Annotated in this window: 11 protein-coding genes; all 11 read right to left on the bottom strand. The window is 32.1% G+C overall.

What is annotated here, in order from left to right; genetic code table 11:
• Positions 1-7: 7 nt before the first annotated feature.
• Positions 8-1366: a RagB/SusD family nutrient uptake outer membrane protein gene (locus ACN0WI_RS11605; RefSeq protein ID WP_417887023.1), complete on the bottom strand. Its 1359-nt coding sequence runs from the start codon at positions 1364-1366 to the stop codon at positions 8-10.
• Positions 1367-1375: 9 nt separating this feature from the next.
• On the bottom strand, positions 1376-4951 hold the full coding sequence (locus ACN0WI_RS11600; protein WP_417887022.1) for a SusC/RagA family TonB-linked outer membrane protein: 3576 nt from the start codon (positions 4949-4951) through the stop codon (positions 1376-1378).
• Between the two features lie 152 nt (positions 4952-5103).
• Positions 5104-6159 carry a FecR family protein gene (locus tag ACN0WI_RS11595; RefSeq protein WP_417887021.1) on the bottom strand — a complete coding sequence of 352 codons (1056 nt, stop codon included), beginning with the start codon at positions 6157-6159 and terminating at the stop codon, positions 5104-5106.
• A 73-nt stretch (positions 6160-6232) separates the two neighbouring features.
• The gene (locus tag ACN0WI_RS11590; RefSeq protein ID WP_417887020.1) at positions 6233-6778 is read right to left on the bottom strand and encodes an RNA polymerase sigma factor; all 546 of its coding nucleotides are present in this window, start codon (positions 6776-6778) and stop codon (positions 6233-6235) included.
• A 203-nt stretch (positions 6779-6981) separates the two neighbouring features.
• Positions 6982-7635: a thiamine diphosphokinase gene (locus ACN0WI_RS11585; RefSeq protein ID WP_417887018.1), complete on the bottom strand. Its 654-nt coding sequence runs from the start codon at positions 7633-7635 to the stop codon at positions 6982-6984.
• Entirely contained in the window at positions 7636-8256 is a 621-nt protein-coding gene (gene hisIE / locus ACN0WI_RS11580) for a bifunctional phosphoribosyl-AMP cyclohydrolase/phosphoribosyl-ATP diphosphatase HisIE (protein ID WP_417887087.1), read from the bottom strand.
• Positions 8257-8401: 145 nt separating this feature from the next.
• Positions 8402-9157: an imidazole glycerol phosphate synthase subunit HisF gene (gene hisF / locus ACN0WI_RS11575; protein ID WP_417887017.1), complete on the bottom strand. Its 756-nt coding sequence runs from the start codon at positions 9155-9157 to the stop codon at positions 8402-8404.
• A gap of 166 nt (positions 9158-9323) precedes the next feature.
• Positions 9324-10055: a 1-(5-phosphoribosyl)-5-[(5-phosphoribosylamino)methylideneamino]imidazole-4-carboxamide isomerase gene (gene hisA / locus ACN0WI_RS11570; protein WP_417887016.1), complete on the bottom strand. Its 732-nt coding sequence runs from the start codon at positions 10053-10055 to the stop codon at positions 9324-9326.
• 127 nt (positions 10056-10182) lie between these two features.
• Complete coding sequence (gene hisH, locus ACN0WI_RS11565; RefSeq protein ID WP_417887015.1) at positions 10183-10770, bottom strand: imidazole glycerol phosphate synthase subunit HisH; 588 nt, start codon at positions 10768-10770, stop codon at positions 10183-10185.
• A 54-nt stretch (positions 10771-10824) separates the two neighbouring features.
• Entirely contained in the window at positions 10825-11964 is a 1140-nt protein-coding gene (hisB, locus tag ACN0WI_RS11560) for a bifunctional histidinol-phosphatase/imidazoleglycerol-phosphate dehydratase HisB (RefSeq protein WP_417887013.1), read from the bottom strand.
• 5 nt (positions 11965-11969) lie between these two features.
• Positions 11970-13019 carry a histidinol-phosphate transaminase gene (hisC, locus tag ACN0WI_RS11555; protein WP_417887012.1) on the bottom strand — a complete coding sequence of 350 codons (1050 nt, stop codon included), beginning with the start codon at positions 13017-13019 and terminating at the stop codon, positions 11970-11972.
• Positions 13020-13079 lie beyond the last annotated feature (60 nt).

Raw genomic sequence — 13079 nt, 5'->3', positions numbered from 1 at the left:
TTATAGGTTACTTACCTAATTCTGGGTTTAAATCGATATAATTTTCGAAGATTGGGAATACATAGCCCTCACTGTTAGGCTCTAAAGTATAGGTTTGCCCTTGAAAGGTTCTTGTATAAGTTTTTCTGAATTCCGAATCTAAATTTAGTCGCTTTTGGTCAAACCAACGGAAACCTCTACCGATTAGTTCTTTTTTTCGCTCTTCTAATACTAAATTTAATGCTTTGCCTGCATCAGTTGCTGTTAATTGATATTCTGAATCCGTTACATAACGCTTTTTGCGTAAAGTATTTAAATAGTTTACAGCAGTTTCAGTATCTCCTAATCTTGCTGCACTCTCTGCAGCTATTAGATACATTTCAGGAACAGATGGACCTACGTTAATTGCATTGGTATCACTATAGTAACCTATAGCATAGGCTCTTCCGTCAAACGGTGGATAAAAATTAGATCCTTCAACAGTATAAATTGAATAACGTAAATCAGTCTCATCAAAACTTGCTAATAATGATTGTGACAATGGTGCTCCCTGATAAGTATTAAGAAGCTTTTTAGAAAGAATAATTTCAGGATTTTCAATAAGAACTGGATATTCAAAACCACTGGACAATGAATTCAAATCTAGTAGTGTATTTTGTATAGCCAAAGCATTCTGTGAATTGTTTAAACTTTGCTCATAATCTCCCATATACAAATAAGTTCTAGCTAGCAAAGCATAAACAGAAGCCTTAGATGGTAATACATTAAATTCAGGTACTTCTACAATGTTATTCTCAAGCGCATATTGCAAATCAGAAATAATCTGCTCATAAACTTCCTTTACGGTATTTCTTTCAAGAGAACTATAAAGATCTGGAGTTAACAATAAAGGTACTGATTTTTCACTATTATCCCCTTGTGGATCGTATTGATGAGCATAAATGTTAACCAGTTGTAAATAAGAAAAAGCTCTATTTACATATGCTTGTGCCAATATTGATTCTTTCTCTTGTTCAGACCCTCTTTCACTATCTAAAACACCATTAATTACAACATTTGAATAGTATATGGCTAGATACAGGGAATTCCAATCAGTATCACTTGGAGCATCATTGAATATTTCATCTTGCCACGTATACGAATTCTTCCAGATATTATTGGATAAGCTAGTGGCAAAAGACTCTGTAAATTCAGTATCCTCTGAAGATATGCTATACATACCACCGGCAAAGGAAGTAACTTCATAATTATTTACTAAACCATGATAGTCTGAGGTATATTTTAGTACGCGATTATTGCCTACAGGTTCAACTTCTACATAATCTCGACATCCAATTACGGATACCATAAGAATGGTACTATAAATTATTTTTTGTAAAATTTTCATATGATTTTTTTAGAAACTACAACTTAATTGAAAAGTATATGAACGCTGTGGTGGCAACGTATTGTAATTATTTGTGGACAAATAAATAGGGTCAATATCAAGTTTATTCTTTGTCCAGATAAGTCCAATATTTCGGGCAGCGATGTTTAAGTTTATAGATTTTATAAAATTATTTTTTAACCATTTGCTAGGTATATTGTATCCCAGCGATAGTTGCTGCAAACGAATATTATCTGCTGGTAAAATATTAATATCTGATTGCTGATACCTACTTAAACTAGTATAATTTATATTTTGTAATCCGGGAACGTTTGTATTTAACTCATCTCCAGGCTTTCTCCACCTATCCGCAATAGTTTCATCTTTTCCTATTGCTCCATAATAAACCCCACTATTAGAAGGATAGTTTTGCAACACAGTATTACGAAATACATGACCAAAATAATAAGTAATCTGAACTCCTAAAGAAATTCCTTTATAGCTAAAGTTATTCATAAATCCACCAAAATAAGGTGCATTAACAGTGCCTACATATTTTAAATCTTCTTTTTCTATGTCATACACTCCTACTGAAGAGTCTATTGTATTTCCATCCTTATCATAAATTAAACTTTGACCTGTATCATCCAGACCTGCCCATTTATAAGCATAAATGCTTCCTAACGGCTTATTTAATATCTGACTTGTAGTTAATAACTGAGTAGCATTTGTAACTTCAAATCTAGTGTCAGTGATTTTATTGTTTGTATACGCAAAATTAAGAGAACTTCTCCATTTAAAGTCTTCACTATTTATGATAGAGCCATTTAAAGCTAGATCAACTCCATTACCTTCCATAGTCCCGGTATTATATTGAAGATAAGAAAACCCATAAGTAGGATTAAAAGGGAAAGTGCTTAAAATATCCTTAGTTTTTTTAGTATAAACATCAAAATTACCAGAAAGTCTTCCATGTAAAATGGAGAAATCTAGCCCTAAATTTAAAGTACTTGTAGTTTGCCACTTCAATTCGGAATTTGCTGGCAAACTTATAGATGCAATAGGTAGCTGCGTATTATCATCTTTATTATCTACTGCAATAATTGCATTTTTATTACCAAAGCCACCTGCCGGAGCCGCTCCAGATTTTCCATAACTTAATCTAAAAGAACTATTATCGATCCAATTAATATTTTCCATGAAATTTTCTTTACTTAAATCCCATTTACCTCCTATAGACCATAAAGGTGCAGCTCTATTGGATCTAGAGGCTCCCAGTAAATTATAATCATCCAGACGAAAACTTCCTGTTAAATAATAGCGACTATTAAAATTATAGGACAATAAACTATAATAGGACAAATACCTATCCCTATACTTTTTAATACTATTATTAGAACTTCCTATACGTGTTTTCCAACCATACATACTCTTATAAAAACCATTTTCATCAACATCTTCAGACGTATTCGTATCAACATCATAACCATACCAATTTCTTCCGGTTGCCTTTCTTCTCTCTTCCCTAATCTCAGCCCCAGCTAAAAAATCTATAGTATGTTTTTCCCAAAGTTTTTTATTAATATTAGTTTGAAGTCTCATACTTTGAGTTTCATTTTTTTGTCTTCCAGTATTTAAATAAGCTCCTTTAGGTATTTTAGGTTTTTCTAATTCACCAGTGATTGGATTTATAGAGTCAGCGGTAGATTCGTTTATAAGAATACGTGTATAATAACTTTCTAATTCATTTAAAGTATTAGTCTCATTAATAACTGAGGTATACATTCCTGATCCTTCTATATTCAACCAATCGGTAATAGTTGCTGTTAATTTAGCATTAATTCGAATGTTTTTACCTTCACTATTGACGTTTGAAAAATTTAACTCATCCAAATAATTGTATGTAAATGGCAAGTATCCTTTATTTTCAAAGGCTTTAGCTGTATCTTTACAAAAGATAAAATATTTATTTAGCCCATTCCCATTCTCGTCTACGATATAGTCATAAGGTCTTAGAGCAGTTTCTGACACATTAGAAAGAGCAGAATTAGCTGTTGTATTTTCTTGATATTTGGTAGACACATAATTAACACCTGTTTCCAGTTGAAGAAAATCCCTTAATTTAAATGTATTATTTATAGTTATATTATAAGAATTTGATCCATTCGACTTCATTGCTGCATCATCTTCATTATATCCTGCCGATATAAAATAGGTGTTTAAATTATTTCCGCCTGATACTGAAACATCGTATTGCTTGGTTACCGAATTCTGTAATAAATACTTATTAATTTGGCCTAAATTATTTCTACTTGAAAGATCTGCCAAAATATTATCTCTTTGACTTGCAGTAATTTCTCCTCTTTGAAATTGAAAAAAGGCATTTTGTAAAGCACTCGGATTTTTTCTAGATTTCCAATTACTACTATCGTCAATCAGAAAACCATTGGTTATTAAATCTGATTCAAAATCTACATATTGTTCAGCATTCATTACTCTTAATTTATCCAAATTTATTTTATCACCATATGTAATTGCTGAACTAATATTTACGGTTGGATCTGAAGGTTTTCCTTGTTTGGTAGTAATTACAATAACTCCATTTGCTGCCCTAGAACCCCAAATTGCAGCAGCCGAAGCATCTTTTAATACCGTAATACTTTTTATATCTTCAGGATTTAGATAACTTAGTATAGAGCTACCAGAAACGCTTCTTTTACTAAGCTTAAAATCTTCTAAAGGCATAGGAAAACCATCGATCACTATTAATGGTTTATCATTACCACTGTAACTGGTTATACCACGTATTTTCAAATTCCCCGTTCTAGGATCAACTTTAAGACCAGGTACTTTACCTTCTAAACGTTGATTAAGATCTACAGTTGGTATTTCCTCTATTTCTTCATTACCTATTACTGTTAAAGCTCCTGTAGAACGTTCTTTAGGAATTTTTGCATATCCATTAGAACCTACAAGATTTACCTGACCTAATTGAGTTATATCATCTTCTAAAACAACATTTAATTTTCTTTTTCCTTTTAATGCTATTTTTTGAGTTTTAAAGCCTAGGTATCTAAAAATAAGGGTATCATTAGGATAAACATCTATTTCGTAATCGCCATCCTCTGAAGTTATAATCCAATTATTTGTCCCTTTAATAAAAACATTGACACCTAGTAAAGGATTCTCATAAACATCTGTAACTCTTCCATTTAAACGATACATTTTTTGTTGCCTATCTTTTTTACGTTTTAGTATAACCTGATTATCGATAATACTATATCCAATAGTAGAGTTTTTAAATGCTTTATTTAATAAAGCTTCTAAAGGAGCCTCCATATTAATAGTAATGGGGTTAGCTGTTTGAGCAATATTATCACTATATAAGAAGACATAGTCACTTTTAGTTTCTAACTGATTTAGAAACTGAACTAAAGAAATGTTCTTTACATTTACCTCAATTAAAGGTTGAAATTGATTTGCAAATGAATTAGCAGTACAAACTTTTAATAAAAATAATACAAGAAAATATTTTAGGAATTGCATACGAAATCCCTTAGGGCACTTTTCCGAAACGAAAGTGCCACTATTATGGTTTTTATTCATAATTTTGTTATTAGGTTTTACGAGTAATTGTATTTTCAATTACAGCTTTAAGCAACCAAAAGATGTTGGCGCATCTTTTGGTTTTATTTAAAAAATAAAAAGAGAGTTGAAATCTAAATCATAAATCAATTATTTTTAGGGGTTTATATTTATTATTCTATTATAATAGTTTTATTTTCAGAATCTAAATAACAGTAATGGTCTGTTATTGTTGTAAGTGTTTTTGCTACATGCAAAATATTATCGTTCAAATAAAAAGATCCAGAATATTTTACATTTTTATTTATTTTTCCGCTTTTATAAAATTTTATATTGTAATACCTAGATAATTTATCTAAAATTTCTTCTAAAGGTTTACTTTTAAAATTAACATATCCTTTTTGCCAAGCCATAATATTAGCAACTTCTGCAGGCTTCACTTTTATAGTATCACTCCCTTTTAAATAGATTGCCTTGTTACCAGGTATTAAATCTTTTTGAATTTTTTTGCTTCTGAACAAACGCTTTTTTAAATGGCTAATTCTTACTTTACCTCTAGCTAAAGTTGTTTCTACAGTTTTATCTTCCGGATAAGCTCTAACATTAAACAGCGTTCCTAAAACTTCTACGCGACAATCTTTAGTTTTTACAAGAAAAGGCTGATTTTCCTTATGCTCAATATCAAAAATAGCTTCTCCTTCCAAAAAAACTTCTCTAAGATTTCCTCTAAACTTATTGGGATATATTAATTTTGAGCCTGCATTTAACCATACTTTAGAACCATCTGCCAATTGCAATTCAGCACGCTTACCAAATGGAACAGTTAACGTATTAAAAAGTATTTTATCTTCAGTTTTAATTTCTGAAACTTCTTTTTTTGCTAATAACTTCAAAGAACTACCTGATGAGTTATAGGCTATTGTTATACTATCCTCTAATTTTAATTTTTGACTATCCGACAAGGTTAGTTCAATTTTATTGCTTTTTAAATACGCTCCACTACTATTTGTTTTTACATAATTATCTAGAGTAGTTGAATTAGAACTATCAAAATAATTAAATAGCCCAATAGAAATTAAAAAAACAAGACTTGCTGCAACACCTAAAAATAGCTGTTTTTTTATTGCATTTCTTTTTTCCTTTTTTCGCAACAAATAAATATTATTAAGTGTATTATTCCTTAATTCTTGTTCTCTTTGTTGAGAAATGTTATCAAAATTAATATTCAAGTTTAAATTTTTTCAATCTCAATAGTATAGAGAAATAATTAGTATATGTATAGACAAAAAAAATTATTTTTTTTTAAAGTTTTTTTCTAATTTCTTTTAAAGACCTATAAATAAGGGTTCTTGCTGAACTTATCGATATCTCTAAAAGATCCGAAAGTTCTTCGTAAGATCGATTTTCGTTGAAGCGGAGGTATAAAGCTTTTCGTTGTTTTTCCGTAAGGGTTGTTAAGGTATAAGCTAGTTGAATTTTTTGCTCTGTAAGTGTTTCTTCTCCTATCATTTTTTCTTCAGAAGAAGGCTCTCTATCAACAAGCCGGTCTCGAAATTCTAAATTATAAACATTTTTGTTTTTTTGAATTTTCTTATAGACATCTCTACGCATTGCTGTAAATAAGTAATTTCTTAAGTTCGATATCGTACTTAATTTACTCCTATACTTATATAAATTTATAAAAACATCTTGTAAAGAATCTTCTACTAAACTTTTATCTGAAGTGTATTGTAGCGCAAAAGAAATTAACACAGAAGAATATTCATCATACAGCTTTTGGAAAGCATCTACTTTACCTTTTTTTATTTGCTGCCATAAAATATGATCTTTTTTCGCTTCACCCTTCATGAGTGATATATTAAGTTTATGTTAATTAGAGGCAAATCTAAAAATTTTAAAATTACGGTATGGCTTGAAAATTATTTTAATAAAAAATATTATTAAAATTATATTAATAATCAACTAAAATTAGTTAATTATTAATTTTAGTTGATTATTTTTCAAAAAATACATTTCAAACCTAAAATATAGAAGAAAATTAAATTACTAATTTAAAATGGTTTATTTCTTTGAGACTGTACAAATACCAATAAATTACCAAATTCGAATGTTACTTTAGCAACATCTTCGGTAATTGTGTTCCGCGTTCCAATCCTATCGGTTATTGCTAAATCTTCATTATATAATGGATATTTTACACCTTCAGAATATATATTTTTGGCTTCAGGAAATGGGAAAAGAGAAATTATTTCCCGTTTAAATCCGTGAATTTCAGTAAGCTTTTCAGCAAAAAAATAACAGCCAAAATCATCGAAACACCGTATGCTAATTTCATTATAATGATGAAGCATCGAATTCAAATTTCCTAAAAAATGATCTTGTTCTAAACCACTACATCCATAAACTGCTACACTTTTATATCCTTCTTCAATAATAATTCGTAAAGATTTCTCAAAATCGGTAGCATTTTGATCCGGTGTTTCTATAACCTTAACCGATATTGCTATTTTATGCTGATTAACCGAATCAAAATCACCCGAAACCACATTAGGTTGTATTTTCAAATCACTCAGCTTATCGTATGCACCATCGGTACAATATATCTTTTTAAAACTATCAAGATTAGGAACTTTTTTGGGGAATTGCCCATTTATAAATAAAACAACTTGAGCTTCTGTTTTATACGTTTCTCTGGTAAGCTTCATTTAATGGCGACCTTCTAATACTTTAGCTACATCCTTTAAACTATATCCTTTAGCTTTCAGTAAAATTAAATAGTGAAATAACAAATCGGCACTTTCATTTAAGAAAAGATTTTCATCATTATCTTTTGCTTCAATAACAACTTCAACGGCCTCTTCTCCCACTTTTTGGGCAATTTTATTCATCCCTTTATCAAAAAGAGATACTACATACGAGTTTTTGTCTTCGCGTAACTCAGGTTCCACTTCACTCATTTTTTTACGCTGTGCGATGACGCCTTCCAATTCTGATAAAAAACCATACGATGCTTCGTTATCTTCCGCCCAACAAGTATCAGTACCTTTGTGGCACGTTGGTCCTTGCGGATTTACCATCACTAAAAGCGTATCATTATCGCAATCATTTTTAATAGAAACAAGGTTTAAAAAATTACCACTTTCTTCACCTTTGGTCCATAATCGCTTTTTTGTACGACTGTAAAAAGTAACTTTTTTGGTCTCGTTGGTTTTTAAATATGCTTCCTCATTCATATATCCAAGCATCAACACTTTTTTAGTAACTGAATCCTGAACTATCGCTGGTACTAATCCGTCGTTATTTTTATCAAAATCGATATTCATTATTGTATTTTTTATTGAATCTTTTTTCTGCTATTATATTTTTCCTCGCAAATTAATTTGAATCCTTCTTTTTTTAAAAATCAAAAGAAAAGCAATTAACTACACAAACAATTTACGGCTTTACGTCTCGTTTATAAAATTTAAAAAATTATAACCTAACCGGAATTCCTTGTTTTACGAGTTCTTTTTTAAGATCAGGAATTTCTATTTCTTTAAAATGAAAAATACTTGCTGCTAATGCTGCATCTGCCTTTCCATCTTCAAAAGCATCTACAAAATGCTGAATATTTCCTGCTCCTCCTGAAGCAATTATCGGAATATTTAGATCGTCAGATAATTTTGCTAGTGCAATATTAGCAAAACCATTTTTAGTACCATCATTATTCATAGAGGTAAACAAAATTTCTCCCGCACCACGCTTCTCGACTTCTTTTGCCCATTCAAATAAATCCAATTCCGTTGGCTCTTTACCACCTACCAAATGAACGATCCACTGCCCCATCACCTGTTTTGCATCGATAGCTACGGTGATACATTGAGCACCAAATTTTTGAGAAAGCTCATTAATTAAATCCGGATTTTTTACTGCGGAAGAGTTTATAGATATCTTATCGGCTCCATTTTTAAGCAAAATATCGACATCTTCTACAGAAGAAATTCCTCCGCCCACTGTAAATGGAATATTTACTTTTTCAGCAACTCGTAATACCAAATTCGCTAAAGTTCTACGACGTTCCTCTGTAGCTGAAATATCTAGAAAAACAAGTTCATCTGCTCCGGTTTCTGCATATTTTGCTGCCAACTCTACCGGATCACCCGCATCCCGTAAATCAACAAAATTGACTCCTTTTACAGTTCTTCCGTTTTTTATATCCAGGCAGGGTATTATTCTTTTTGTTAGCATTTTTTTAATTTTCTAGTGTAGGGTTTAAAGTTCTCAGCATTTTTCTTATCCAAAAATTGAGTATTTAAAGTAAATATCGCCGTATTTCTCTTTATTTTAGCTCTTTAAATTATCAAATTAGGACATTTTTCAAATTTTTCTATTCTCTCATAGCAATCAGTTCTAATTACTGTTTTGCATTCAGAATATAATTCTCTAATTGTTTTAGAGTAATTCGGCCCTCGTAAATAGCTTTTCCGATAATCGTGCCTTCGCATCCTAAATCAGAAAGTTCTAATAATTCATCGAATTTCGATATTCCCCCAGAAGCAATCAATTTAATTTCAGGGTTTTCAGCTAAGATACGATCATACAAATCGAAAGCTGGCCCCTGCAACATTCCATCTTTAGAAATATCGGTACAGATCACGTATTCCACGCCTCCTTTTTGATATTCTGTAATAAAAGGAATTAATTCTTTCTCTGATTCTTCCTGCCAGCCACTTACGGCCACCTTCTCATCATTGGCATCGGCTCCCAAAATAATCTTTCCCGGACCAAATTTATCCAGCCAGCTTTTAAAAGTTTCGGGGTCTTTTACCGCAATGCTTCCACCGGTAATTTGTTTTGCACCGCATTCAAAAGCAATTTCTAAATCTTTATCGGTTTTAAGTCCGCCACCAAAATCGATCTTTAGATTAGTTTTAGAAGCAATAGTTTCTAAGATTTTATGATTTACGATGTGCTTTGATTTTGCACCATCAAGATCTACTAAATGTAAATATTCGATACCATGAGCTTCAAAAGATTTTGCAACCTCTAGTGGATTCTCATTGTATATTTTTTTGGTATTATAATCACCTTTAGAAAGTCTTACACACTTCCCGTCTATTATGTCTATAGCTGGTATTAAACGCATTTTTATTTTCTGTTTTTTAGCTGTCAGCTTTTAATTCAAAATTCAGCATTCAAAATTTTGAATCATTACTCACTAATCTTTTTTCTATATTCTAACTTCTAAAGCGAAATGATCTGTTTTATAGATTCTAACTCTCTAACTTCAAAAAGTTATCTAAAATCTTTTCCCCGGCCTTGCTACTTTTTTCCGGGTGAAATTGGACTCCATAAAAGTTATTCTTTTTAATAGCTGATGTATATTCTACTCCGTATTCCGTAGAACAAATTGTTTCTTCGCATTCTTTTACATAAAAACTATGCACCAGATAAACATATTCCTTTTCATTTACTCCTTCAAACAAATCTGATTTCAAATCATAAATCTGATTCCAGCCAATTTGCGGCACTTTCACAGAATTATCGAACTTAACCACTTTAGCATCGAAAATCGACAATCCTGTGGTGTCTCCTTCTTCACAGTACTCGCACATCAGTTGCATTCCAAGGCAAATTCCTAAAACCGGTTCTGTTAACTGCGGAATTACTTTATCCAGTCCGGTAGACTTCAACATCTTCATGGCGCTACTCGCCTCTCCCACTCCTGGAAAAATTACTTTATCGGCTGCTTTAATTTCCGCTGCATCATCAGTTAAAACGGCATCGTAACCTAAACGTTTTATGGCAAATTTGATACTTTGAATATTTCCTGCGCCATAATCTATAATTGCTATTTTCATTTCTGTAGTAGTTAGTGGTTAGAATTGAGTTTGGTTTTTAACTACTCAATTCTTCTAAAGCATTCCTTTAGTTGACGGTAAAATCATTTTCTCGGTATCTCTTTTTACAGCCATTTTTATCGCTTTAGCAAAGGCTTTAAAGATTGCTTCGATTTTATGATGCTCGTTAGTGCCTTCCGCTTTTACGTTCAGATTAGCTTTGGCGCCATCAGTAAAAGACTTAAAGAAATGATAGAACATTTCTGTTGGCATTTTCCCAACCATTTCACGCTTAAAATCGGCTTCCCAAACCAGCCAGTTTCGTCCTCCAAAATCAATTGCAACCTGCGCTAAACAATCGTCCATTGGCAGGCAAAAACCATATCTTTCAATTCCCAATTTATTACCTAAAGCTTTTGCGTAGACTTCACCTAAAGCAATTGCGGTATCTTCTATGGTATGATGCTCATCAACGTCAAGATCGCCATCCACTTTCACCTCTAAATCCATTTGTCCGTGACGCGCGATCTGATCTAACATATGATCGAAAAAGGCGATTCCTGTTGAGATTTCAGCTTTTCCTGTTCCATCAAGATTTAGTTTAATCTTAATATCAGTTTCGTTAGTTTTTCTTGCAATTTCGGCGGTACGATCTTTCAGTTTTAAAAACTCATAAATAGTCTTCCAGCTTGAGGTTTTTAATGCAATCGTTTCTTTCAGTTTTGAAATATCATTTTTTAATTCGTCTGTCGCTAAATCTTCGTGGGTATCGATAAAAATCCCTTTTCCGCCGAAATTATAGGCAAATTCAATATCCGTCATACGATCTCCAATCATAATCGAATTGGTCATATCATAAGCTTCAGAATTCAGGTATTTTCTTTCCAACAAGCCTGTATTTGGTTTTCGTGTAGGCTCATTATCCTTTGCAAAAGTTCTATCGATCAAGATATCGCTGAATTTAATACCCTCATTTTCGAAAGTTTTCACCACAAAATTCTGAATTGGCCAAAATTGATCTTCAGGATAAACTTCGGTTCCTAAACCATCCTGATTGGTCACCATTACCAATTCGTAATCTAATTCTTTGGCAATTTTCGACAAATAAAACAAAGCTTCCGGATAAAACTCCAGTTTTTCTAATTTGTCAACCTGATAATCTTCCGGTTCCAAAATAATCGTTCCGTCACGATCTATAAATAAAACTTTTTGCATTTTAATTAGGTTAGGCTCTTTAAAGCAGCAATTAATTTTTGATTTTCTTGAGTGGTTCCTACGGTTAAACGCAGGGTATTTTCACAAAGTGGTTGTGTAGTTCTATTTCTAATTACAATTCCTTTTTCGATCAATTGATGGTATCTGGTCGTAGCATCATCGACTTTCACTAAAATGAAATTCGCATCTGAAGGGTAAATTTTCTCAACATAAGAAACTTCCTGCAACACCTTAAAAAGTTCGTCTCTACCTTCTAAAATATCAGCAACTTCGGTCTTTACATTTTCAACATCCAGAATTCGGTTTAAAGCACGTTGCTGCGTTAATTCATTGACATTATATGGAGGTTTGATTTTCTTTAAAATCTCGATAATTTCTTCGGAAGCACAACAGATTCCCAAACGAATTCCTGCCATGCCGTAAGCTTTAGAAAGAGTTTGTGTAATCACCAAATTTGGATATTCCTGAAGCCTGTTTAACCAGCTTTCTTTTCCTGAAAAATCAATGTACGCCTCGTCTATAATTACCAGTCCGTTGAATTTTTGAAGTAATTCTTCTACTTTTTCTTCTGAAAATGTATTTCCCGTAGGATTGTTTGGCGAACAAAGGAAAAGCAATTTAGAATTAGCATCAGATTTATCTAATATCGCTGAAACCTGAGGCTCAAAATCCTCAGAAAGTAGCACTTCCCTATTCTCGATATTATTGATTTCTGAAAGCACTTTATACATTCCATACGTTGGTGGAAGCGTGATCACATTATCTTTTCCCGGTTCACAAAATGCCCTGAACAACAAATCCAAAACCTCATCACTGCCATTCCCCAACAGAATTTGCTCTGGCTTTATCCCTTTAATTTTTGCGAGTTCATCCTTTACGTTACGTTGATGTGGGTCGGGATAGCGATTTACATCGGTTTGATAAGGATTTTCATTCGCATCCAGAAAAACCATCTCGGTTCCTGTAGCTTTGTATTCATCGCGAGCGGAAGAATAAGGTTTCAATTTCTTCACGTTCTCACGAACAAGGGTTTGTATATTAGTTTTAGTTGGCATTTTTTTAGCTTTCAGCTGTCAGCTTTTAGGCTTTAGCTATTTTAATCATTATTCTCAATA

Source organism: Zunongwangia sp., from assembly GCF_048269745.1.
In the GTDB taxonomy this organism is placed as follows: Bacteria; Bacteroidota; Bacteroidia; order Flavobacteriales; family Flavobacteriaceae; genus Zunongwangia.
Note: the sequence above shows the minus strand (reverse complement) of the source record. Positions and strands in the feature narration are given on the sequence as shown.